This is a genomic window from Halomonas sp. 141, assembly GCF_002810305.1.
Lineage (GTDB): Bacteria > Pseudomonadota > Gammaproteobacteria > Pseudomonadales > Halomonadaceae > Vreelandella > Vreelandella stevensii.
In genome coordinates this window covers 37934-61359 of the sequence record NZ_PINZ01000019.1, presented here as the reverse complement: position 1 = coordinate 61359, position 23426 = coordinate 37934, and the positions used below count along the sequence as shown (strand labels likewise).

Sequence of the window (23426 nt, the reverse complement as noted above, 5' to 3'; positions counted from 1 at the left end):
TTGCACGGGGCGAATGATCAAAAAGTGCTCGCTGGCGGTGATAGGGAAAGTGTCGGCGCCGGCTTCACGGATTCAGGTATAGGCCCGTACCACCAAACGACCAAGCGCTCTGCCTCGTTTTTTAGGGTGCCATCATGGAAGCTAAAGGTTCTGGATTGTTTAAGAGAAACGGTCACAAAGGCGCACTCTATGTAAACTCAACATAGAGATTGTCGCAGCAATTATTGTTTAGTCGCAACAATTGTTGGAAATGACACTGCTTGCGGCCTATCAGGACCGAGCGCCGGAGTTGGTGCGGCACGCGCAACGTCAGAAGCGACACCGCCGGCTGATATTCCCGTTCTATAGCCTGCAGCGGGGCTGGCAACGGCTGTTTGCTCAAGGCCGAAGTGTTTTCTATCCCCTCTGGAGAAGAGCGCCAGACGCCGAGGCACGAATACCAGACTTGTTCACCTCCTCAGGAGGACTATGCCGATGACACGCCGGAAAATGGGGAGACCCTAGACCTTAGGCCTCTTGACCTCTGTGCTGCCCCAAGGTTTTAGACTTTTAATCTATCGTGACGATAGCGTCCTGCCTGACAGAGGCAGGCAAAGCCAATCAGCCATTGAGGAGCACACTGATGTCCAACGTTTGCCAAAGTGTCACCCAGAGCCTTCTACCCGCCATGCGCAGGCCGTACTGGGTAGGTGCCATGATGCTCGCAGGGGCGCTGATCGCGCCGCTCAGCCATGCGCATCATCACTCATCAGACAGCGACGCCCATGGGCAGGCCGCATCACCTTCAGAGAATCCGGCCGTCGCCGCTTTTCAGGCGGCCAATGACCGTATGCATGAAGATATGAACATGGCCTTCAGCGGAGATCCCGACGTGGACTTTGCCAAGGGCATGATTCCGCACCATGAAGGCGCCATTGCGATGGCCGAGATCGTGCTCGAATATGGCGATGACCCAGAGATTCGCCAGCTCGCCGAGGAGATTATCGCGGCTCAAGAGAGTGAAATTGCGTTTCTGCGCGAGTGGCTCGAGCGTCAGGAACATTAACGTCACCTTGCCCGCATAATCCGCTACGCACCGGCCGCAACAGTGATATTCTGCCCGCCTCTTCAGGGTCGCATCAAAGGAGCGCCGCGTGTCGGGGGTAATTTACGGGTTGGATTTGGCGGGGGTGATCGTGTTTGCCCTGTCGGGAGTCATTTTGGCCTGCCGTTCGCGGATGGACCCGTTTGGCATGCTGGTGCTGGCGGCGGTGACCGGGATTGGCGGCGGCACCTTGAGGGATCTGGTGCTGGGTGTCCGGCCGGTGTTCTGGGTCACCGACCCCACGTATCTGTGGGTCATCCTCGCCACGGTGGGCGTGTCGTTGGTGGGATTTCACTATATCCATCGTCTGTCTCGGGGGTTTTTACCCATCGCGGATGCCTTCGGCCTGGCGCTGTTTACCGTGATCGGTACCCACAAGGCGCTGCTGCTGGGCACGTCGGGGGTGGTGGCGGTACTCATGGGCATGATGACCGGCGTGGCGGGAGGCATGATTCGTGACGTGTTGGCCCAGCGGGTGCCCATGGTGCTGCGCGAAGAGATCTATGCCACCGCCGCCATGGCGGGCGGGATCGTCTATGTGGTGCTCCAATCCTTGCAGGCACCGCTGACGCTTGCCATTGCGGCTGCCTTGAGTGTCACCCTGGGGCTGCGCTTGGCGGCGATTCACTGGCACCTGGCGCTGCCGGTGTTTGCCTGGGTGACCGTGCCGCCCAAACACGACGAAGCCGACGACACGACAGAGCCACACACCACCTCGCTCTCGACGCCCCAGAAGGCCAAGGAGCGGGTGCGCATGATTCGCCGCGAGCGTCGTCGTCGCTAAGCGCCTGCCGGTACTTATGGGCGTTGGGTGGCGCGCCATTGATCGAACCAGCGCCGAGGCTGAATGACGCGCAGGGTTGGCTCGCTCTCCACCAGCTCGACGCCGATACCCAGCGCCCCCAGGCGGGCATACAGCGCGCCATTGGCCTGCTGATTGTCCAGGGTGATGTCCGACAGTAGTAACAGGGGGCCACCTGTCAGCGCCAGGTTGGCCAGTCGGATCTGTTCGTCGTCGATGTTCAGTTCAGCGCTGCCCTCGATGGGTTGCACGTCGAGCAGCCGACCCAGCCAGTCGCGCTCTCGGGCGCGGGCTAAAAAAAGCCGCGCCAACAAGCCGGAGTCGCGCATCCCCAAGCGCAGCTGGCTGGTCAGCTGCAGCGGGTCGCCCCACACCAACCGTGCCTGCTGCAGGTCGAGCTGCACCCACCAGCCCGCATCCTGAGTCCCTTCCTCGCTTTGGCGGAACATGTTTTCCAGCCGCACATAGGAGTCGCTGGCGGTGAAGCGGCGAGCATCGAGATCGCCGTCGGTGAGCCTTAGCTGCATTGCGATATCCCCGCGTAGCCGCTGGTCCAGCAGGGCCAGCTCGGTCTCGAAGGCGCGCAGGGTAATCTCCCCTTGTGCCTGGAGCCCTTCCAGCAGCCATTCGCTGCTCAGGCTGGCGTGGCCGGAGAGCAGCTCCACCCCGGCATCGTCAGGAAGAAAACGGTTGTAGCGGGTCATGTCCGGCACTTCGGTGATGGGCAGCACGATGCGGGTCACGAAGTGCTCTGGGGCGGCGGCTTCCAGCACCTCACTGAAGCGGTCTGTCTGCGTGGTCAGCGCCAGGTGGCGGCCTTGAAGATGGGGGCGATCGTCGTCCTGATGGCTCAGGGCAAACTGGGGAATGCCGAGTGAAAGCCGGGCCTGTTCGGGGCTGTCCAGCTGCGCGGTCAGCTCTCCACGCCCTGTGGCGAGATAGTCCAGAAAGGTCACGGCCAGCTCATTGGCGTTGACCCTCAGGCGTGTGGGGGCCTGGAGCTGGTCGTCCTGAAATGCCCCCTGCAAGAAGAGCTGGCCTTCGCCCGAGAGGCTGATGCCATGAGCATCTGGTAAAAAAGCGTTGAGAAAACTGAGCCGTTGAACGCTGCCGTCGACGCTGAACTGCCCGCTGGGCACGCCTGCCCGGCGCTGAAACTGCCCGTCGCGAAGCACGATGATGCTCTCCAGCGGCTCCTCCAGGGCGTGCTCGTCGGCCACCTGCCAGCGCAGCCGTGAGCCACTGATATCCAGCGCCGTGCCGTCCAGCGCGGCCTGGCGTATCGTCAGCTGCAACTGCGCGTTGCTGACCAGGGTGCCGCGCTGATCGCCCCGCTGCCAGCCGGTGGTCAGCTGATTGCCCGCCAGGTGCAGCTCACCCTGCACGGCCTGTGTGTCGAACTCCAGTTGTCCCCGGCTGGTGGCGCTGCCGCGCTGTAGTGTCAACGGGGCGGGAGAGGGCAGCAGGCCTGCCAGGTAGGGTTGCAGTACGCCCAGATCGGGGAGCGTGGCTTCTGCCCAGCTCAGCCGTGCCGTGGCCTGCTGCCTGGCCTGTTCGGGGTCGAGGGGGCTGGTGGCATCCAGGGTCAGCTGCGCGTTGGCCATCAGTTGGCGCGTCTGGTGATACAGCTCGGCATCACGCAGTGCCAGCGTGGCGTGCAGCTGCTCATCTTCGTTCAATTGCGCGTTCAGGGTGCCTCGGCCCTGGGTGGTGAAGTCCAACAGCGCTGCACCCAGCGCTGGGGCCTCGATGGCCAGCTCGGCCTGGTAGGGGCGTGCGTCGCGCAGGGCAAGCCGGGCATCGATACTCCCCTCGCCAGTGAGCCTGATGCCCTGGCCTTCCAGCGCGGTGGACAGGTAGCGGTCCAGCATGTCCAGCCTAGTGACCTGGCCAGAGAGGGCCAGGGTGGCATGGGTAGGGAGCGCCAGCTGGTCCAGGCGCTGGTTGGGAAGCTCGGTGGCCAGGGTCAGTTGGGTATCGGTGGCATAGGGGCGGGTGTCGGAAGGTGTGGCTTCTGCCAGCGTCACCTGTGCCAGACGGGTGGAAAAGCGCAGTTGCTGCTCTTCCACCGCAAGACGTACCTGGCCTTCGCCGGTGGCGGTGTGGCGTGGGGGCGAGGCATCTGCGAGCAGCCAGCGGCGTGCTTCATCGCGGCGCGCCAGGCGCTGCTCATCCAGCGCAAGCTCCAGGACGGGCGCGGTCAGTACCAGCTCGCTGTCGGGCTGTAGTTCGCCTGCCACCAGCGCAAGGTCACCCTGCAGCTCACCGCGGCCCGCCAGGCTGAGCCACGGCAACGCTTCCAGATAGGGCATGAACACGTCCCAGGCATCGGCCTGGGCGGTCAGCGACAGCCGCGCATCCAGGGCGCTCAAGAGCGCTTCTTCGAGGGCCTCCCCCCGTAACGCCTGGGTAGCGGTCTCGGCCAGCGACGCCGTACTGCGCAGGTCGATCTGCTGGATCAAGGTGGTCTGATCACTGAGCCGCACCAGGCTGCCCTGGGTAATGTCCAGCGAGACATGCGGCAAGGCCAGCCGATCCTGACTAAGCTGGGTATCCATGACCTGCAGCTGGCCTTCGGCCTCCAGCGCCAGATCGCCAACCGTCAGGCGGCGAATGCCGTCGGCATTCAGGGCGTGAAGGTAGAGTTCGCCACGCAGCAGGGCCAGTAGCGAGAGCGACAAGGTGGCCCGTTCGGCTTCTACCGAGAGGGGCAGGGCGGCATCGTCCCGGGCCAAGTAGAGGTTTTCGACTTCCCAGCGGCCGGGGTGCAGGCTCTGGGCACTCGACCAGCGCACCTCTACGCCGTCGATGGTGGAGATCTGGCGCGGCAACCACTGGCTATTGAGCAGCCAGTAGCTGCCCGCCAGCCACACTAGAGCAACCAGGATCACGGCCACCAAGGCATAGATCAAGGGGGGACAGCGGCGCGGCGGGGGGGGCGTCTCGTTGGTCATACAAGCATCCTGGCAGATGACTCCTGTTGGCGCGTGTTTTATGGCATTATGCGCGACGTAGGGCAGTTATGGGTTTTCGATTTCAACGCTAGGCAGGCAGCAAAGCCATGTTCAAGGATTTTTACGCGCAGCGCGGAGAGTACGTGGTGATCTCCGCCGAGCAGGCCAGTCGCTTCGCCAAGGGCGTGGCCGGCGATTACAACCCGATTCACAACCCGGACGCACGGCGTTTCTGTGTGCCCGGCGACTTGTTGTTCACGCTGGTACTGGTGAAGTTCGGGCTGTCGCGACAAATGGAATTTCGCTTCACCAATATGGTAGGCGCTGATACACCGCTCAAGTTTAGCGAAGCCGACAACGGCGATATCCATGTCTGCGACGAGAGCGGAAAGTGCTATTTGCAGGTGGTACGCCGAGGGGAAGTCACCCGTGACGAAGCGGCCGTGGAAGCCTTCGCGCGTTGCTACGTGGCCTTCTCGGGCAAGAATTTCCCGCACTATCTGAAGCCCTTGATGGAGCAGCACGGGGTGATGTTCAACCCCAAGCGCCCGCTGGTGATCTACGACAGCATGGGCTTCTGTCTGGACCGGCTGGATGCGCTGTCACCGGATCTCGCCTTGACCCAGTCGTCTCTCGAAGTCCAGGGCAAGCGTGCCGATGCGCTGCTGGAGTTCTCCATTCAGTCCTCTGGCCAGCCCGTGGGCGTGGGTTCCAAGAAGCTGGTGGTCAGCGGCCTGTGCAACTACGACGACAGCGAGATGGCGGCCATCGTGGCTGAGTTCTATCGTCTCAAGGCCGCTTACGAAGCCGCCTGAAGCGCGACGTCAAAGCCCCCACGGCGGTGTGACGCCATGGGGGCGCTGCTCTCAAGTTTCCGGTGGCTGCGTGGCCAGCTGTAGCGCCACGGTGGTAACGCGCTCCCCCAGAATCCCTTCGACGCTCAGCGTCATGCCGTCCAGATGCAGCGTGTCGCCGACTGCCAGCGGCATGTCGAGTTGGCTGCGCAACAGCGTGTCCAGTGTCGTCTCTTCAGGCCCGTTCAAGATGAAACCGTACGAGTGGCGCAGGTCGCCCAGCGTCGTGCTGCCCTTCAGTCGTAAAGGCTGGTCGGATAAGTCGCTGCTGACCTTGTCCGGCGCGTCGGAAAAGACGCAGTCCACGAAAGGGCGCGTTTCCGGGCGCAGCACCACGAACAAGTGGTCGCCGGGGTGAAGTTCGGTGGAGCCGCGCGGCGGAATGACCTCCTTGCCACGGGTGATCATCGCCACCACGGTGGTGTCGGGCAGGGCCATCTGGGAAAGCCGCCGCCCTGCGGCGCGTGGCTGCTCGCTCAAGGTGTATTCGACGATGTCGGCATCCACCTCTTCCAGGGCGGTGATCTCCAGACTGGCGGCGGGTACAGCCGGTGGCTTCTCGGTCAGCCGCAGTTTGCGCGCGACAATCGGCAGGGTGGTGCCCTGAATCGAAGCCGAAATCAGCACCACGAAGAACACCACGTTGAAGATCAGTTCGGCCCCCTCGAGCCCGAACATCAGCGGGAAAATTGCCAGGATGATCGGCACCGAGCCGCGCAAGCCAACCCAGGACACCAGGCTGATCTCACGGGCGTTGAAGCCAAACAGTCTCAGAATCGGCGCCACGGCCAATGGGCGAGCCACCAGAATCAGCACGGCGGCAATCACCAGACCTTCGAACCATACCTCCAGTAGAGAGAGCGGGTTGATCAGCAAACCCAGTACCACGAACATGACGATCTGGCTGAGCCAGGCGAGCCCGTCGTGGAACAGAAACGTACCGCGCTGGAAGGCAATGCGTCGGTTGCCGATGAAGACCCCAGTCAGGAAGATGGCCAGAAAACCGCTGCCACCCAGGTTGGCAGAGACGCCAAACGACAGGAAACCACAGGCAGCGACCAGCACCGGGTAGAGCCCTGACGCTGCCAGGTGGATACGGTTGATCAGTTTCACCGATAGCCAGCCGACGCCCAGGCCCACCAGCGCGCCGACCCCCATCTGCACCACGAACAGCTGCAGCAGCCCGATGCCAGGCTGCATGCCGTTGACCAGCACCTCGAGCAGGCCCACGGTCAGAAAGATCGCCATCGGGTCGTTAGAGGCGCTTTCGATCTCCAGCGTCGACTTCAAGCGCTTGTTGATGTGAATGCCCGCATTACGCAGCAGGGAAAAGACCGCTGCGGCATCCGTGGAACCCACAATGGCACCCAGCAGCATCCCTTCCAGTAACGGCAGGTCAAGAATGTAGGCCGCTGCCGCGCCGGTCAGCATGGCCGTGACCAGTACGCCCACGGTGGCCAGCAGCGACGCAGGCTTCCAGACGGCCTTGATCGACGACGTAGGGGTTTGCAAACCGCCATCGAACAAAATGATGGCCAGCGCCAGCGTGCCTAGCGTATGGGCACCCAGCGGGTTGTCGAAGGCAATGCCGCCAATGCCGCTTTCTCCCGCCAGCATGCCAATGACCAGAAACAGCACCAGTACCGGCAGGCCGATACGGGCAGAGAGCTTGCTTGATAAAATACCCACCAGCAGCAGGATGGCCGCCAGCAGAATGAGCTTGTCCACAGGAAACATGCGTTGTCCTTACAAGGGTCCCAACATGATCGGCAGGCGATGAGTGGAGCGCCTGCAGAGCTGAATATTGCAAAAAGGGAGTGACTGCCTAGGCAGCTTGCAGGGCAGGTGGGGCTCGGCCAGGGGGTAAGCTGTAACGTTGTGCTTGGCAAGCGGGCGTCAGGCCTGCGCTTGCCGTGTTGGAAAGTGACAGGTAGCCGGCCGCCAGAGGAAGTGCCTGAATGGCAAGTGGGTCATCGCCTTGGCCCAGTATGGCGAGCAGCGTCGCGTCATCGGACGCGAGCGCATGCAACTGGTGGCGAATACGCGGCAGCTCGGGCAGATACGCATAGTTGCGCTGCTCACCGTGGCCGACCCACTGGTGCTCGGTCGAGGCGACCCCGCCGGTGACGTGGGGAGGCGCCAGGCCTGATGCGCCCAGACACAGCACGAACAGGCAGCACAGTCCCATCAGCCGAGTCAGGCGGCTGGTGGAAAACGGTGGCGTGCGGTGTACGGAGTGGGTCGGCATGGCATTGTCCTGATAAGAGCGCCTATCATCCTGTCTTTTGCGCCGGAGCGTCAAGCGGGATACCAAAAGCACGGGTGTTATCAACGAAGTAGCTGGGGTATTCTCAAGGCGCTAACGAAAATAACGCAAGACGCTGGTCTTGCCGCTGGGATCCCGAGAGGCTTTGCATGAAACGACTCAAAACGCTGACACTGGCCTGTGCGGCGGCTGCTTTGGCCGTCACTTCCCTGAGCGCCCAGGCGCGGGACTTTCGCTTGGGGCTGATCACGCCCGCCCAGCACCTCTGGTCGACGGAAGCCGAAGCCTTTGCGCAAACCGTGCACGAACGCTCGAACGGCGAGCACAGCATAAGCGTTTTTCCTGCCCAGCAGCTAGGCAATGAAGCGCAAATGGTGCAGCAGCTGCAGACCGGTGCCCTGGACATGGCATTTTTGACTATCGCCGAAATCTCCAACCGGATACCGGATTTTGGTGCACTGTATGCGCCCTATCTGGTGGATGACGTCAACCATGCCGCGCGCCTGCTGCGCTCCGAGGCGGCCGCCGAGCTGCTCGAGCTGATGCCGGAAGGCGTGGGCCTGGTAGGGCTGGGGTATGGCATGGTCGGTATGCGTCAAGTACTCAGCCGCAGCCCCATCGAGAGCGCCGCTGATTTTCGCGGCCAGCGCCTGCGCATCACGCCCTTCGAGCCAATCCGTGATTTCTACACGGCCACCGGCGCCGCGCCTGCGCCCATGCCGCTGCTGGAAGTCTACGATGCCCTGGCCAACGGTCAGGTCGATGCCATCGACATGGATTTCGATTCCATCCTGATCCTGAAATTTCATGAGCAGGCGCAAAACCTGCTGATCTCCAACCATATGATGTTCCCCATGGTCGGCGTGGTATCGGGGCGTGTGTGGCGTGAGCTGTCGGAACAGGATCGCGAGCTGTTCGAAACCGCCATGGCCGAGCATCTCGACAATGTGCTGAGCGGCTTCGAAGCCATGGACGCCGCCCAGGAAGAGGAAATTCGCGCCCTGGATATCAACATCGTGGAAGCGGATGCCGAGTTCTTTGCCGATGCCATCGCCCAGTGGGAGGGCATCTGGGCGCCCAAGGCTCCGATGCTGGAAACCCTGCGGGCGGAAGCTGACCGCTTGCGCGACGAGTAGCGCTGAACCAGAGGCTTTCGATGATCATGCTGCAGCGCCTCTCCCTCAGGCTTGCCCGTTACGAAGAGATGACCGCCGCTGCCTTGGCAGCGGCGGTCACGTGTCTCATCCTCGCCAACATTGCCTTTCGGGCGCTGGGCAATCCGCTTTACTGGGTCAGTGAACTGGCTATCTACGCCATGATCTGGATGACGTTCCTGATTGCCGGGGCGGTCTTGAAGCGCCGCCAGGGCATTGCCGTGACGCTGCTCAGCGATCTGTTGCCCTCCACGGGGCAGCGTGCCATTACCTTGGCGGTGGACGCCATGGTGCTGCTGTTTGCGCTGCTGTTGGCGTGGCTCTGCTGGCGCTGGTATCAACCCTGGGCGTTGGCCCAGGCCGGGTTCGATGTGCGCGCCTTCCAGGGCCAGACCTTCAATTTCATCTACGCCGAAAACACCTCCACGCTGGGCATCAAGAAATTCTGGGCGTGGCTGATCGTGCCCTGGTTTGCGCTGTCGCTCAGCCTGCACGGCGTGGCCAACCTGCTGCAATCCGTTCAGGGGCTGAGGGAACGCACATGACCGTTGTGGTATTTCTGATTCTGCTGCTGGGGGCGGTGCCGATTGCGCTGGTGCTGGCGCTCACGGCCATGTGGTATATCCAGGCATCGGGCAATGCGGTGCTGTTCGATTCGTACCCTCAGCAGCTGTTCAGCGCCATCGAGAGTTACGGACTGCTGGCCATTCCGCTGTTCATGCTGGCGGGCGAGCTGATGAACGAAGGCGGCCTGACCAAACGGCTGATCGCCCTGGCGCGGCTGCTGGTGGGCGGGTTTCGCGGTGGGCTGGCGTATATCAACCTGGTGGCCAACATGATGATGGCGGCGATCATTGGTTCTGCAGCGTCGCAAATCGCCATCATGTCGCGGGCCATGGTGCCCGCCATGGAGCAGGAGGGGTATGACAAGCCCTACAGCGCCGCGATTACCGCCGCCGGTGGTTTGCTATCGCCGATCATTCCGCCCTCGATGCTGTTCGTACTGTTTGGCGTCATGGCGCAGGTGCCGATCGCCGAAATGTTCATTGCCGGACTGCTGCCCGGGCTGCTGTTAGGGGCCAGCTTTTTCGTGGTCATTGCGCTGGTGGGGCTGGTCCAGCAGTACCCCAAGGGGGAGTGGCCCAGCCGCCAGCAGGCGCTTCACGACGCGCTCTGGGGGCTGCCCGCGCTGCTGATTCCGGTGATCATCATTGGCGGCATTCTGCTGGGCATTGCGACGCCCACGGAGTCGGCTGCCCTGGCATCGCTGGCGGCCCTGCTGATGGGGCGCTGGGTGTATGGCGACCTGCGCCTGGCGCAGCTCCCGCAGGTGTTGGCACGTACGGCCATGAATGCAGGGCTGGTGATCATGCTGATTGCCGCCGCCGGGGTATTTGGCTGGGTGGTGGTGTATGAGCGCTTGCCGCAGATGGCCGCCGCGTGGATTGCTGCGCTGACCAGTGATCCTTTCGTGTTCCTGCTGCTGGTGATTGCGGCGCTGCTGCTGGTGGGCATGATCCTCGATGGCATTGCTGCACTGATCCTGGTGGTCCCCATTCTGATGCCCATTGCGCAGAGTCAGTTTGCGATCAGCCCTTACCAGTTTGGCGTGGTGGTGTGCCTGACGCTGGTGATGGGGCTACTGACCCCGCCAGTGGGAGCGGGGCTGTTCATCGCCTCCTCCATGACCGGCGCGCCGCCGCTGAAAATTTTCCGCGCCTTGCTGCCTTTCCTGCTGGCCACGCTGTTCACACTGGTGCTGCTGGCCTGGCTGCCGTGGCTGACCAACGGACTGATTCAGCGCTGAGCGGTTCTATCCCCTTGTCAGCAGGCCTTGAGATGTGCCCTGGTGAACGGATGCCAGGGCCCAGCGCAGGCCGGTCAGGCCGCGCTATGGTCGGTGAGCGGCATGACATCCACTTCCACTTCGAGCTGGTGCTCCCCGCCGCCGTTCATGACTCCTTTGAGCGGGGCCACATCGGCGTAGTCGCGACCCCAGGCCAGCACCGGATGCTGTTCACCGGCCAGGGTGCCGTTGGTGGGGTCCAGGGCTAGCCAGCCCCAGTCGGGGATCCACACGGCCAGCCAGGCGTGGGAGGCATCGGCGCCAATCAGGCGGGGCTGGCCGGGGGGAGGCTGGGTTTCCAGATAGCCGCTGACATAGCGGGCAGGCAGGCCCACTGAACGCAGCGCGCCAATGGCCAGGTGGGCAAAGTCCTGGCAGACGCCCCGGCGGTTGGCCAGTACATCACTCAAGGGGGTGGCCAGGGTGGTGAAACTGGGGTCGTATTCGAAGGTATCGTAGATGGTCTGGTTGAGGGCCATGGCGGCTTCTACCAGCGGGCGGCCAGGCGTGAAACAGGTGCGGGCAAAGTCGGCCAGCTCATCGTTGCGGCGAATGAATGGCGAATCCAGCCGATACAGCTGCATGTCGAAACGGCTGTCCTGGCGCAGTTGCGCTGCCACGTTTTCCCAGCTGGGCGAACTGGCAGGCAGCGGCCCCAGGGGTTGAGTGTTCAAAGGCGTGACGACCGTCACGTCCAGTGTCTGGTGCACCTCTTCCATGGCGAAGTAAAGTACCCGATTGCCAAACACGTCCCGCCGCTCTGCCTGCACGTGAGGCATGGGGCTGATGGTCAGCTCGGAGGCCCCGCACTGCTGGTGCTGCGTCTTGCGAGGCAGCACGCGCGCCTCGCTGTGGCACAGGGTCACGGGCGCGCTGTAGTGGTAGCGCGTGGTGTGCCGCAGGGTGTAATTCATTCGTCGGGCTCCATGCTGACAAGTTGGCGCGGTCGCTCTACATGGCTGAAATGACTGTGGCTGATGGCGTCCGAGAGGGCGCTGAGCGGCGCAATCAGCTCATCCAGCAGCTGTTCCAACGCGGCCTGGGCATCGGGCGTGTCGGCCAGGTGGCTCAGGCGGTCGATGTCGGCCAGGTGCAGGGCGGCATTGGCCTGGATCAGCAGCCGCCGTTCGGCGTTGCGGTAGGGCGACGAGCTGCCGGGTAGGCGGTCCATCTGCCGCTCCAGGCGCTTGAGCATGTAGCCCACCGAGCGAGGGTTGGTCTCGTCGAACAGCAGCAGGTCGAGAATGGCCTCGGGGTGCAGCTCGCTGCGGTAGCGGCGACGATAGGCGGTGAAGTTGTCCGTGGTGGCCAACACGACTTCCCAGAGCGCCAGCCCCGGCGAATGGGGCGCGTTCAGGGTCAGCTTGAGCAGCGATAGCAGCCCCAGCACGCGGTCCAGAAAGCGCCCGATGTCCATGAGCCGCCAGCCGTAGTGATGGGGCATGGTTTCGTTGCACAGCCCAAAGAAAGCGGCAATTTGCGCCGATAATCCTTCACAGGCGCGCCGCGCCGCGCTGGCGCCCAGGCTGGGGCTGAACGTATCCACCCGCTGGCGTAGCTGATGCACCACCCGCCAGGAGTCGTCGCCCAGATGGTCACGCACGCTTCGAGCGTTACGTAGCAAATGAGCAAACAGCGGCTTGAGGGCCTGAGCGTCTTGCTCGTCGAACTGGGCCAGCAGCGCCGTGCGTTTTTGGGCAAAGCCCACCAGCGGGGGTTTGGCGCCTTCGCCGTCGGCGTTTAAGGTGGTGATTTCCAGCGCCAGCAGCAGTTCGTCCAGTAGCTGGTCGGCAATTTCGTCCTGGTCGTACTCCATCAGACGCATCAAGGCTTCGCGTAGCAAACGGGCACGGGCATCCAGCCGTTCGCCGTAGCGACCCAGCCAGAACAGGCTTTCCGCTACCCGGCTGGGCAGGTCGGTGCCATCGCGGGTAGCCACCACGGGACCGCGTGCCTGACGCAGTTGACTGACGTGAGGCTGGGGCGTGTTGGCGGTCACCCAGACATCCTTGACGATGGGGCTGCTGAGCGACGGCGAGCCGGGGGTGCCCACCCAGGCAAGCCCCCCCGGCATGACGTGATAATCGCTGGGCTGTTGGCTGCGGGTCGCGACGCTGCCCGGGGCTCTGGAAACGAAACAGCGCAGGTTCAGGGTGGTGGGCGACAGCCGCTGCATGTGCGGATCGAACAGGGGGGCCGTGGCAGAAGGCGTCTGGGCATTGGCGCTGGGCAGTAGCAGCGCTTCCCCCAGCAGGTGCTGGCAGAGTGCTGGCAGGTAGTCAGCCAGCTCCGGCAGCTCCAGAGCGCCTACGCCCAGCGCATTCGACATCGCCACGCCGCTGGCGCGGGCGGCTTGCAAAAGCCCTGGTACGCCCAGGTGCGAATCACCGCGCAGTTCCAACGGGTCGCAGTAGGCGTCGTCGCAATGGCGCAGCACCACGTCCACCGGCTGCAGGCCGCCCAGGGTACGTAACCAGAGCTGACTGTCGCGCACGACCATGTCCTGGCCTTCTGCCAGGTCGATGTTCAGGTAGTTGGCCAGGTAGGCATGCTCGAAATAGCGCGGGCTGCCCGGCCCTGGGGTCAACAGCACCACGGTCGGGTTGTCGCGGTGCTGGTAGGCCAGTGCGGTCAGCGTGCGGTGGTATTTATCCAGGAAACCCGCCAGGCGCTTCAGCGGCGCGTTGCGGTACATTTCAGGCAGCGCGCGGGCCATGAGAATACGGTTTTCCAGCGTGAAGCCGGTGCCGGAAGGGGCCTGCAAGCGGTCGCCAATGACGCGCCATTGGCCTTCGGCATCCTGGATGACGTCGATGCCGTGAAAGCTGATCGCAGGACGGTCGCTGGGCTGAGAGCCGTGGCAGGGCAGCAGGAAGTGGGGCGAGGCCAGCAGCGCCTGGGTGGGCAGCAGGCCCGCATCGAATAGCGTGCGCGGGCCGTACAGGTCGTCATACAGCGCATTGAATAGCCGCGTACGCTGGGTCAGGCCGATTTCCAGCGCTTGCCACTGCGCCTGGTCGATGACCCAGGGAAGCGGGTCCAGCCGCCAAGCGCGTCCTTGGGTGTCATCGTGCATATTGAAGATGACGCCGTTCTCGGCCAGCAGGCGCTGAAGCTCTTCATGCTGCTGATAGCGGCCTTCGGCACCCAGGCTTTCCAGAGCGCCAAGCAGGCCCTGCCAGCCGGGGCGCAGTTGGCCCTGACGGTCGAGCATCGCATCAAACGTGCCGGGCTGTCCCTTGCCTAGCTGATTCAAGTAGTCCTCGATGAGCCCGGCAGCGCCGAGCTCAAGCAGTGAGGGAGAGACAGGGGCAGTCATGATCCTGAGAGTCCTGAGCGAGTAAGGGGCGGATTATCCTGCAGCTAGCGCCGATAGGAAAGCATTACTACCTCATCGGCGCGGGCTCCAGCGTAGGTCAAGGGTACACGGCAGTTCCTGACTGAGGGCTTCTGGCATGGGCGCCTGGTAGCCATGGCCGTGGCCACTGTCGCTAAAGCGACCCAGGCGTCTGGCTTCGGCTTCGAAGGCATTGACCGGGAACGTCTCGAAACTGCGCCCCGTGGGATGCACGACGTGATAGGTGCAGCCCGCCACCGAACGCTGGTTCCAGGTGTCGATGACATCGAATACCAGCGGAGCGTGAACGGGAATCTGGGGGTGCAGGGCCGACGGCGGCTGCCAGGCCCGGTAGCGCACGCCTGCGACGGCTTCGCCGTTGCGTCCGGTGGGGGAGAGCGGTACCTGGCGGCCATTGCAGGTCACCACGTAGCGGTCGCCGCTCATGCCGTTGACCTTCACTTCCAGGCGTTCCACCGAGGAGTCCACATAGCGGGCGGTACCGCCTGCCGTGGCTTCTTCACCCAGCACGTGCCAGGGCTCGATGGCCTGGCGCAGCTCTATGGAGAGCATGGGAGTATGCAAGCGGCCATGCACCGGGAAGCGGAACTCCCGGAATGGCGCAAACCACTCCAACTCGAAATCGAACCCATGGTGACGCAGATCGTGCAGCACATCGTTCAGGTCTTCCCACAGGTAGTGGGGCAGCATCCAGCGGTCCTGCAGGGCACTGCCCCAGCGTACCGGGCGCGCACGGTAGGGCGTCTTCCAGCAGCGCGCCACCAGGGCGCGAATGAGCAGCGTCTGCATCAGGCCCATACGCGCGTGGGGAGGCATTTCAAAGCCGCGCAGCTCCAGCAGCCCCAACCGGCCGCCGTCGCTGTCCGGTGAGTAGAGCTTGTCGATACAGAACTCGGCGCGGTGGGTGTTGCCGGTCAGGTCGGTGAGCAGGTGGCGCAGCAGTCGGTCCACCAGCCAGGGCTGAACGACCTCGCCTTCGGGCATCTGTTGCAGGGCGATTTCCAGCTCGTAGAGAGCTTCATGGCGGGCTTCATCCACCCGCGGGGCTTGGCTGGTCGGGCCAATGAACAGCCCGGAAAACAGATACGACAGGCTCGGGTGGTGCTGCCAGTAGGTTACCAGACTGGCCAGCAGGTCCGGCCGACGTAGAAACGGGGAGTCCTCCGGTGTCAGGCCGCCCAGCGTGACATGGTTGCCGCCGCCGGTGCCGGTATGGCGGCCATCGACCATGAATTTTTCGGTGCCCAGCCGCGCCTGGCGGGCTTCATCGTAGAGCCGTTCGGTCTGGGCGACCAGCGCTGGCCAGCTGTCGGCCGGCATGATGTTGACCTCGATGACGCCGGGGTCCGGGGTGATCTGGAAACTGGACAGACGCGGGTCCCGGGGCGGCGCGTAGCCTTCGATCATGACTGGGCAAGCCAGCGCCTGGGCGGTTTCCTCGATGCTGCTCAACAGGTCGAGGTAGTGCTCCAGGTGAGTCAGCGGTGGCAGGAAGACATGCAGGCGGCCCTCACGAGGCTCGACGCACAGGCTGGTATGGATCACCTTGTGTTCGCGGTCGTCGGCGGCGCTTGGCTGCTGCTGAACGGCTTCGCCTTCCGGGTGGCTATGGCTGGGATGCAGGCTCTGGCCATGGCGCTCGGCGCTGGTGAAGCGATGCTGTTCGGCATTGCGGCGCGCCACTTCCCCGTGAATGTCGCCCAGCGCAGGTCGCGGTGCAAACAGCGACTGGGGCTGCGGCTGCTCTTCCGGGTCGGCCCAGGGGAGCGCCGACAGCGGCAGACGCAGGCCCATGGGGGAGTCGCCTGGCACCAGGAACAGGTGATCGCGTTTGAGCGGCCAACGGCCGCTTTCCCAGCGATGAGACTGGGAAATCGAGTGACGCAACGGGAGCGCATAGCCCACGACGGCGCCCAGGTCCTGCTCCAGCAGCCGTGCCAGGCGGCGGCGTTCGGCATCGTCTTTCAGGTCGGCATTACGCGGGTCGACGCTGACCGGTAGGGTCTGCTCTTTCCAAAGGTAGTAGTAGGCATCTTCGTAGGCGGGAATCCAGTGGCGCTGCGCCACGCCCAGGCGTTCGCCCAGCGTATGGATGAAGCGCTCTACCATGGCGTTGTCGAGCTTGGCGTGGGGCGCGCCTTCGGTGCTGGCCAGCCACTTGGGGTCGCGCCACAGGGGCGCGCCATCCTTGCGCCAGTAACAGGCCAGCGCCCAGCGAGGCAGCGGTTCGCCAGGGTACCACTTGCCCTGTTGCTGCTGAATGACGCTACCGGCCGCGTAGGCTTCCTGCAGTCGGGTCAGCAGCGCCTCGGCGCGCTCACGCTTGTGCTCGCCCAGCGCTTCGGTGTTCCACTGGGGGCTCTCCATGTCGTCGATGGAAACGAAGGTCGGCTCGCCCCCCATGGTCAGGCGAACATCCTGCTGCTGGAGGACTTCATCCACCTGGTCGCCCAGCGCCAGAATGGCCTGCCACTGCTGATCGCTGTAGGGGCGGGTGACGCGCGGGTCTTCATGGATGCGCTCCACGCGCATCTCGACATCGAACTCCACTTCGCACTTGTCGGAAAAACCGGTAATGGCCGCGGCGCTGCCGGTGGTGGGGGTGGCGGCCAGCGGAATATGCCCTTCACCAGCGAACAGGCCGGAGGTGGGGTCCAGGCCCACCCAGCCTGCGCCCGGCAGGAAGACTTCGGTCCAGGCATGCAGGTCGGTAAAGTCCACCTCGGTACCGCTGGGGCCATCCAGCGCTTTGACGTCCGGGGCCAGCTGAATCAGATAGCCGGATACAAAGCGAGCCGCCAGCCCCAAATGGCGTAGGATCTGTACCAGTAACCAGGCGCTGTCGCGGCAGGAACCACTGGCCAGAGTTAGGGTTTCTTCACAGCTTTGTACGCCGGGCTCCATACGCACCAGATAGCTGATGTCCTGTTGCAGACGCTGGTTGAGCGCCACCAGAAAATCGACGCTGGTGGTGGGCTCCCGAGGTACTTCCTCAAGCCATGCTTTTAGGCGCGGCCCTGCTTCGGTGACTTCCAGATAGGGGCCTAGCTCCTTGAGAAGCTCATCGGAATAATGGAACGGAATTTTTTGCGCGGCATCGTCGAGAAAAAAGTCGAAAGGGTTGATGACCGTCATGGGGGCCACCAGCTCGACGGCAATGGTGAGTTCCTTGCGTGGCTCTGGAAACACGATACGCGCATTAAAGTTGCCAAAGGGGTCTTGCTGCCAATTCAGAAAGTGGTCATCCCCTGAAATATTCAGCGAGTAGGCATCGATATGAGTACGGCAGTGGGGGGCCGGGCGCAGGCGGACGACATGGGGTGACAGTTTGACGGGGCGGTCAAATCGATAGGTTGTGCGGTGATGCAAGGCAACGCGAATGGTCATGAGCCACCCTCAAATAAAAGCGTAAATTCTCGCAGCTACTGATGAACTGCGACGCAACAAGACATTTACCCAAGAGTATCGTTGGAGTTGAACTTTTTTGCAGCTGCAATATGCCCAAGGGCGTTTAAGAAGTGTGGAAAATTGTGATCGCATCGCTTTTAATTAAATCTTGCACCAAATTGGTGCTTTTTTTCGAGAGTTTTTTTGTCAAGGCACAAGTTTGGTTCAGTGAGGGGGTGGGAAGGTATCGCGGCATTACAAAGTGGCCGCGTTTTATCAAACGTGGATGCCATAGCGTTGAAATATCGGGAAAGGTGGTACGAGTATTGCGTGGTTATATAGCTCAATAAATACGTCGATTGCACGCGGCAGGCCTACACTATTGTTCAAGGAAGTTGCCGCTTCCACCCCAGCGCCAGGAGAGCGCCCATGAGCCAAGTCAATTGGAACAACTATGCGTGCCGTGATTTTTACGATGAGTTGCTAGAAGCGCCAGGTAAACCCAGAGCTTCTGCCGATGAGCTTTGTAATATGCTGGCTCGGTTTAGCGCCGAAGAGTTAGCGGAAAGAAAAACCGCTGCGGAAATCGCCATTCGTACCATGGGGATTACGTTTACCGTGTATTCCGAAGGGGCAATGATCGACCGCGCCTGGCCATTCGATATTGTGCCCCGGATCATACCGGCCCATGAGTGGCGCAAGACGGAAGCCGGTTTAAAACAGCGCGTCCAAGCACTCAATCTCTTTATCGACGATCTTTATCACGATCAGAAAGTGGTCAAGGACAAAGTGCTGCCTGCGGAAGTGCTTGCTCAGTCGGCTAATTTTCGCCCGCAGTGTGTGGGCATTAACCCGCCCCATGGTATCTGGGCGCATATTTGTGGCTCTGATTTGGTACGCGGCGGCGATGGCACACTCTACGTGCTGGAGGATAATCTGCGGATTCCTTCCGGGGTCTCCTACATGCTGGAAAACCGCAACGTCACCAAACGGGTGCTACCTGAGCTGTTTGCGTCGGGCAAAATCCTGCCAGTAGACGACTACGTGGCGCAGCTGTATGACATGCTGGCGGCCATGTCTCCCCGTCCCGGCGATGACCCTCAGGTCGTGGTATTGACCCCCGGCATCTACAACTCGGCCTATTTCGAACACGCCTATCTTGCCCAGCAGATGGGGGTCGAGCTGGTGCAGGGTAGCGACATGCTGGTGGACGACGATGACGTGGTCTACATGCGTACGGTGGAGGGGCTGCGACGGGTGGATGTCATTTATCGTCGTGTGGATGACGAGTTTCTGGACCCTGAAGCCTTCAATCCGCATTCGATGCTGGGCGTGCCTGGGCTGATGCGCGCCTGGCGGGCGGGCAAGGTGGCGTTGGCCAATGCGCCAGGGGCAGGCGTGGCAGACGACAAGGTGGTCTACGCCTTCGTGCCCGAGTTGATTCGCTACTATCTGGATCAGGAGCCGCTGCTGCCCAACGTGCCCAGCTACCTGTGCATGTTCGATGACGACCGCAAGTACGTACTGGATCACCTCGACGAGCTGGTGGTGAAGCCTGCCAATGAGTCCGGGGGCTACGGCATGCTGATCGGGCCTCGCTCCACCAGGGAAACCCGCGACGAGTTTGCCCGCCTGATCAAGGAGAACCCGCGCAACTACATGGCCCAGCCTACGCTGGCGCTCTCCACCACGCCCACCCTGGCCAACGGCTTGCCGCAGCCGCGTCATGTGGACCTGCGCCCGTTCATTCTCTCCGGCCCCGAAACCCATGTCACCACGGGTGGTTTGACCCGCGTGGCACTGGTGGAGGGGTCGCTGGTGGTCAACTCGTCCCAGGGGGGCGGCAGCAAGGATACCTGGATCGTCGAGGTCGATGAGAACGCGGCTGATGCCGCCGAGCAGGAAGGAGTCTAACGCCATGCTGTCACGCGTAGCTGAAAACCTGTACTGGATGGCGCGCTACATCGAGCGGGCCGAAGACACCGCGCGGCTGCTGAGCGTCAATAGCCACCTGATGCTCGACCTGCCGCGCCACCTGCCGTTGGGCTGGGCGCCACTGATCGAAATGACCGGTACTCTGGATGCGTTTAACGAGCGCCATTCCAGCTTTGACGAGCGTAGCGTAGTGCATTTTTTGTGTGCCGATGCGCAGAATGGCAGTTCGATTCTTTCGGCGCTGGCCAGTGCTCGGGAAAACCTGCGCACTACCCGAGACGTGGTGCCCAGGGAGATCTGGGAGGAGGTCAACCAGCTCTATTTGAGCGTGGCCGACCATGCGGAAAACGGTGTCAGCCCGCGCCGTCGCGATGCCTTCCTGAAGAACGTGATTCGCGGCTGCCAGACGCTGACTGGCCTGATCGAAGGCACCTTGAGCCATGGGCCGGCCCGTACCTTCATCCAGTTGGGCAGACATCTGGAGCGGGCCGACATGACCACGCGTATTGTGGACGTACGTTCCGCGAGCCTGCTGCCCCAGAACCCCGAAGAGCTATTGCCGTTCGAAAACCTTCAGTGGATGAGCGTGCTCAAGTCGCTGACGGCCTATCAAATGTACCGTCAGGAAGTGCGGCTGAGAGTGCGGGGCCCCGATGTGCTGCGCTATCTGCTGCAGGACCCGAACCTGCCGCGCTCGATTGCCTGTAGCCTGGAAACGCTGGGCCATGAGCTACAGCTACTGCCCAGGCAGGACCGGGTGGCCGCCACGGTGTCGCTGGTGCGTGCCGATGTGGTCGATGCCGATATCCAGGCGTTGGCTCACTCCCCCAGCAAGTTGCATGCGTTCGTGGATGAGCTACAGATTGGCTTTGCCGCGATCCATGACACGCTCAGGGCAACGTACTTCGTGAATAGCGACAACGTGCCCAAGGTGACCCAGCGACAAAGTCAGGGCCACCTGGGGGATCATGATAACGATTGATCAAGTAGATCGAGCGTTAGCGCTGGCGCTGTGTACTAACTCATGAAGGTACGCCAGCTTGTCACGCACCGGGGGAGGCAGTACCCCCGGTGCCAGGTCCAGTAGCCCCATATCACGGTTGAGCTCATTGACGACCATCCCCACCTGATGAAACGCTCTTAACATGCTGTCCAGCGTGCCGTCATATTCGGCCCGTGAAATCCCCATGTGTAGAGCGGTGTCCAGCACGGCCACCATGTCCAGATAAAACGCAAAGGTTTCGGCGAAGTCCTCCCACGGGTGCATGGCGGCATAGGCAGAAATGAACCGTGTTGGCCAGTCGGCCGGCGCGCCTTGCTGATAGTAGGTTTCCAGCGCATCACCGTAGGTGGGGGCGTTATGGTCGCCAAACACTCGGACGCTGGCGGCCTCATCCTGATCCTTGACCAACAAGTCCCAGTAGTAATGCCCCACCTCATGGCGAAAATGACCGATCAGGGTGCGGTGGGACTCGTTCATGTCCACCCGCAGTCGCTCACGCTCGACGTCGTCGGCTTCCTTGACGTTGATGGTGATATGGCCGTTGGCATGGCCGGTATAGACCTTCTCCTGATTCGCCGTGGAGCGCCAGAGCCCTTTGTCAGGGAGGGCGTCGGCCATGAACGAGAAGCTCAAGGGGACGCGAATATCATCGCCCTGGGTTCCGTGGGGGAGCTTGAGAATCTCCAGGGTGTGGAACAGACGACGCTTGGCAGCTTCCAGTGCGGCCCAGCGCTCGCGGTGACCCTCTACGTTCAGGTCGGGAATCACATCGTTGTAGCGGCAGCAGTCGCACAGCGTGTCGGCTTCGCCTTCGGTCATGATCACCATGCGGTTGCATACGTTCTCTACCGCGTAATTATGGCACTTCATCAAGAGGGTGCCGCAGCCTTCGTGGGTGCAGCGGTATCCGCCGCCTTCCAAAGGGGCCAAGGCAACGATATTGCTGCAGGCCGGGCACCAGCCGACTTCCGACTCACAGGCAACACAATGGGTGTTCTCGAAGAACAGCGGGTTGCCGCACTGGCAATTGAACGCTTGCATGGATACCTCCTTGTGGAAAGCCACGTTATGCATCGTCGATAGGCAGGTTGAGAAGGCGCCCTGACAGCATAGCGAGGCTCTTTCCTTGAGGGAAAGGCTATTTCCCCAGTGCGGTGAATTTAGCTTTATCGAGTGGCTAATTGACGTTTACGTCAACTTGCTGATATACCCTAGGGGCTCCTTATTCAACCCCATAACAAACACAACCACGAGGAACGTCTGTATGTCCGTTCGCCAGATACCCATGTATATCGATGGCCAGCCGGTCGAGTCGCAAAGCCAGGAGTGGCGCGATGTCGTCAATCCGGCGACCCAGCAGGTCGTGGCCCGGGTGCCTTTCTGTACCCCTGACGAGGTAGAGCGTGCCATTGCCAGTGCCAAAACCGCGTTCAAGGAGTGGCGCAAGGTGCCGCTGGGCAAGCGCATGCGCATCATGCTGAAACTTCAGGCCCTGATTCGTGAGCATACCGCGGAACTCGCCGCGCTGATCACCGAAGAGCATGGCAAGACGCTGCCTGACGCAGAAGGCGAAGTAGGCCGCGGGCTGGAAGTGGTCGAGCACGCCTGCTCGATTGCGTCTCTGCAACTGGGTGAACTCGCCGAAAACGCGGCCAATGAGGTCGATGTGTATACCATGCATCAGCCGCTGGGCGTGGGCGCCGGGATCACGGCGTTCAACTTCCCCATCATGCTGCCTTGCTTCATGTTTCCGCTGGCCATTGCCACGGGCAATACGTTCGTTCTGAAGCCTTCCGAGCAGGACCCCAGCTCGACCATGCGGCTGGTGGAACTGGCCCATGAGGCGGGTATTCCGGCGGGCGTGCTCAACGTGGTGCATGGCGGGCCCGAAGTTGCCAACCAGATTGCCGACCATCAGGACATCAAGGCGCTGTCGTTCATTGGCTCTACCCATGTGGGATCGCTGCTGTATGGCCGTGCGGCGGCGGCAGGTAAGCGTATGCAGTCCATGATGGGGGCCAAGAACCACTGTGTGGTGATGCCGGATGCCAACCGTAGTCAGGCCATCGACAGCCTGCTGGGGTCGGCCTTTGGGGCAGCGGGTCAGCGCTGTATGGCCAACTCGGTGGTGGTGCTGGTAGGCGAGGCGCAGGAGTGGCTGAGCGATATCGAAGCAGGCGCCCGTAGCATGAAGGTCGGCCCCGGTACCCAGCGGGATGCCGACCTGGGGCCGCTGGTGTCTCCTCAGGCCAAGGAGCGTGTCGAGCGCTTGATCACCGCCGGTGAAAAAGAGGGGGCCACGCTGCTGGTGGATGGCCGAGGCTACACAGTAGAAGGGTATCCGGAGGGCAACTTCGTGGGGCCGACGCTGTTTGCCAACGTCACGCCGGAGATGACCATTTACCGGGAAGAAATATTCGGTCCGGTGCTATGCGTGGTGGGGGTCGAGACGCTGGATGATGCCATCGACTTCATCAACGCCAACCCGAACGGCAACGGCACGTCGATTTTCACCAACTCGGGCTGGGTGGCGCGCCGATTCGAAACCGATATCGACGTTGGTCAGATCGGTATCAACGTGCCGATTCCGGTGCCGGTGGCCTATTTCAGCTTCACCGGCTCTCGGGCTTCCAAACTGGGGGATTTGGGCCCCAACGGCAAGCAGGCCATCGCGTTCTGGACGCAAACCAAAACGGTGACCGCACGCTGGTTCGAGCCCGAAAACGTCTCCAGCGGCATCAATAGCACCATTGCGCTCTAGATATTTGGCGAACCGCTGACGC

General features: G+C 62.3%; 17 protein-coding genes. 10 read left to right on the top strand and 7 right to left on the bottom strand.

Going from position 1 to position 23426, the window contains the following annotated elements; translation table 11 throughout:
• From CWI66_RS18355 to CWI66_RS10390, 3 genes are all read left to right on the top strand, one after another.
• A partial coding sequence (locus CWI66_RS18355) for a hypothetical protein (RefSeq protein WP_232710839.1) occupies window positions 1-195 on the top strand: 195 nt, incomplete at its 5' end.
• Between the two features lie 427 nt (window positions 196-622).
• The gene (gene copM, locus CWI66_RS10395; protein WP_016916437.1) at window positions 623-1045 is read left to right on the top strand and encodes a CopM family metallochaperone; all 423 of its coding nucleotides are present in this window, start codon (window positions 623-625) and stop codon (window positions 1043-1045) included.
• Between the two features lie 88 nt (window positions 1046-1133).
• Complete coding sequence (locus CWI66_RS10390) at window positions 1134-1868, top strand: trimeric intracellular cation channel family protein (RefSeq protein ID WP_016916438.1); 735 nt, start codon at window positions 1134-1136, stop codon at window positions 1866-1868.
• A 14-nt stretch (window positions 1869-1882) separates the two neighbouring features.
• Here the strand turns inward: CWI66_RS10390 and CWI66_RS10385 are convergent, their stop codons facing one another.
• On the bottom strand, window positions 1883-4840 hold the full coding sequence (locus CWI66_RS10385; protein ID WP_100731616.1) for a hypothetical protein: 2958 nt from the start codon (window positions 4838-4840) through the stop codon (window positions 1883-1885).
• Window positions 4841-4947: 107 nt separating this feature from the next.
• Here CWI66_RS10385 and CWI66_RS10380 point away from each other — a divergent pair, with 107 nt between their 5' ends.
• A complete protein-coding gene (locus CWI66_RS10380; protein WP_039175785.1) occupies window positions 4948-5655 on the top strand; it encodes a DUF3581 family protein in 708 nt (235 codons plus the stop codon).
• A 51-nt stretch (window positions 5656-5706) separates the two neighbouring features.
• Here the strand turns inward: CWI66_RS10380 and CWI66_RS10375 are convergent, their stop codons facing one another.
• Together CWI66_RS10375 and CWI66_RS10370 are read right to left on the bottom strand one after the other, a co-directional pair.
• Window positions 5707-7431 (bottom strand): potassium/proton antiporter, encoded by a 1725-nt coding sequence (locus CWI66_RS10375; protein WP_100731615.1) that lies wholly within the window; start codon window positions 7429-7431, stop codon window positions 5707-5709.
• A gap of 88 nt (window positions 7432-7519) precedes the next feature.
• Complete coding sequence (locus tag CWI66_RS10370) at window positions 7520-7942, bottom strand: hypothetical protein (RefSeq protein ID WP_096921295.1); 423 nt, start codon at window positions 7940-7942, stop codon at window positions 7520-7522.
• A gap of 167 nt (window positions 7943-8109) precedes the next feature.
• Between CWI66_RS10370 and CWI66_RS10365 the strand changes: the two genes are divergently transcribed.
• Genes CWI66_RS10365 through CWI66_RS10355 form a run of 3 tightly spaced genes read left to right on the top strand, consistent with a single transcriptional unit; the run spans window position 8110 to window position 10921 of the window.
• Complete coding sequence (locus CWI66_RS10365) at window positions 8110-9096, top strand: TRAP transporter substrate-binding protein (protein WP_081192342.1); 987 nt, start codon at window positions 8110-8112, stop codon at window positions 9094-9096.
• 20 nt (window positions 9097-9116) lie between these two features.
• Window positions 9117-9659 carry a TRAP transporter small permease gene (locus tag CWI66_RS10360; protein WP_227407730.1) on the top strand — a complete coding sequence of 181 codons (543 nt, stop codon included), beginning with the start codon at window positions 9117-9119 and terminating at the stop codon, window positions 9657-9659.
• Window positions 9656-10921: a TRAP transporter large permease gene (locus tag CWI66_RS10355; protein WP_100731614.1), complete on the top strand. Its 1266-nt coding sequence runs from the start codon at window positions 9656-9658 to the stop codon at window positions 10919-10921. Before CWI66_RS10360 ends, CWI66_RS10355 begins: the two co-directional genes overlap by 4 nt.
• A gap of 74 nt (window positions 10922-10995) precedes the next feature.
• Here CWI66_RS10355 and CWI66_RS10350 read toward each other — a convergent pair whose 3' ends face one another.
• The 3 genes from CWI66_RS10350 to CWI66_RS10340 form a co-directional block, all read right to left on the bottom strand.
• Window positions 10996-11874: a transglutaminase family protein gene (locus CWI66_RS10350; protein WP_100731613.1), complete on the bottom strand. Its 879-nt coding sequence runs from the start codon at window positions 11872-11874 to the stop codon at window positions 10996-10998.
• A complete protein-coding gene (locus CWI66_RS10345) occupies window positions 11871-14279 on the bottom strand; it encodes a circularly permuted type 2 ATP-grasp protein (RefSeq protein WP_100731612.1) in 2409 nt (802 codons plus the stop codon). Before CWI66_RS10345 ends, CWI66_RS10350 begins: the two co-directional genes overlap by 4 nt.
• A gap of 72 nt (window positions 14280-14351) precedes the next feature.
• Window positions 14352-17705, bottom strand: coding sequence for a transglutaminase family protein (locus tag CWI66_RS10340; RefSeq protein ID WP_100731611.1), 3354 nt, complete (start codon window positions 17703-17705; stop codon window positions 14352-14354).
• 429 nt (window positions 17706-18134) lie between these two features.
• On the opposite strand from CWI66_RS10340, the gene CWI66_RS10335 reads away from it, so the two are divergent.
• Both CWI66_RS10335 and CWI66_RS10330 read left to right on the top strand, forming a co-directional pair.
• Window positions 18135-19619 (top strand): circularly permuted type 2 ATP-grasp protein, encoded by a 1485-nt coding sequence (locus CWI66_RS10335; RefSeq protein WP_081135171.1) that lies wholly within the window; start codon window positions 18135-18137, stop codon window positions 19617-19619.
• A 4-nt stretch (window positions 19620-19623) separates the two neighbouring features.
• Window positions 19624-20622: an alpha-E domain-containing protein gene (locus tag CWI66_RS10330; RefSeq protein WP_016916450.1), complete on the top strand. Its 999-nt coding sequence runs from the start codon at window positions 19624-19626 to the stop codon at window positions 20620-20622.
• On the opposite strand, the gene CWI66_RS10325 is transcribed toward CWI66_RS10330, so the two are convergent.
• Window positions 20623-21684 (bottom strand): zinc-binding metallopeptidase family protein, encoded by a 1062-nt coding sequence (locus CWI66_RS10325; protein ID WP_081135172.1) that lies wholly within the window; start codon window positions 21682-21684, stop codon window positions 20623-20625.
• A gap of 223 nt (window positions 21685-21907) precedes the next feature.
• Between CWI66_RS10325 and CWI66_RS10320 the strand changes: the two genes are divergently transcribed.
• Complete coding sequence (locus CWI66_RS10320) at window positions 21908-23404, top strand: CoA-acylating methylmalonate-semialdehyde dehydrogenase (protein WP_081135174.1); 1497 nt, start codon at window positions 21908-21910, stop codon at window positions 23402-23404.
• Window positions 23405-23426 lie beyond the last annotated feature (22 nt).

Bases quoted from the DNA above. Each gene is read 5' to 3' on its own strand.
- copM (WP_016916437.1), top strand. From the start codon at position 623: ATGTCCAACGTTTGCCAAAGTGTCACCCAGAGCCTTCTACCCGCCATG.
- CWI66_RS10385 (WP_100731616.1), bottom strand. From the start codon at position 4,840: ATGACCAACGAGACGCCCCCCCCGCCGCGCCGCTGTCCCCCCTTGATC.
- CWI66_RS10380 (WP_039175785.1), top strand. From the start codon at position 4,948: ATGTTCAAGGATTTTTACGCGCAGCGCGGAGAGTACGTGGTGATCTCC.
- CWI66_RS10375 (WP_100731615.1), bottom strand. From the start codon at position 7,431: ATGTTTCCTGTGGACAAGCTCATTCTGCTGGCGGCCATCCTGCTGCTG.
- CWI66_RS10370 (WP_096921295.1), bottom strand. From the start codon at position 7,942: ATGCCGACCCACTCCGTACACCGCACGCCACCGTTTTCCACCAGCCGC.
- CWI66_RS10365 (WP_081192342.1), top strand. From the start codon at position 8,110: ATGAAACGACTCAAAACGCTGACACTGGCCTGTGCGGCGGCTGCTTTG.
- CWI66_RS10360 (WP_227407730.1), top strand. From the start codon at position 9,117: ATGATCATGCTGCAGCGCCTCTCCCTCAGGCTTGCCCGTTACGAAGAG.
- CWI66_RS10355 (WP_100731614.1), top strand. From the start codon at position 9,656: ATGACCGTTGTGGTATTTCTGATTCTGCTGCTGGGGGCGGTGCCGATT.
- CWI66_RS10350 (WP_100731613.1), bottom strand. From the start codon at position 11,874: ATGAATTACACCCTGCGGCACACCACGCGCTACCACTACAGCGCGCCC.
- CWI66_RS10345 (WP_100731612.1), bottom strand. From the start codon at position 14,279: ATGACTGCCCCTGTCTCTCCCTCACTGCTTGAGCTCGGCGCTGCCGGG.
- CWI66_RS10340 (WP_100731611.1), bottom strand. From the start codon at position 17,705: ATGACCATTCGCGTTGCCTTGCATCACCGCACAACCTATCGATTTGAC.
- CWI66_RS10335 (WP_081135171.1), top strand. From the start codon at position 18,135: ATGAGCCAAGTCAATTGGAACAACTATGCGTGCCGTGATTTTTACGAT.
- CWI66_RS10330 (WP_016916450.1), top strand. From the start codon at position 19,624: ATGCTGTCACGCGTAGCTGAAAACCTGTACTGGATGGCGCGCTACATC.
- CWI66_RS10325 (WP_081135172.1), bottom strand. From the start codon at position 21,684: ATGCAAGCGTTCAATTGCCAGTGCGGCAACCCGCTGTTCTTCGAGAAC.
- CWI66_RS10320 (WP_081135174.1), top strand. From the start codon at position 21,908: ATGTCCGTTCGCCAGATACCCATGTATATCGATGGCCAGCCGGTCGAG.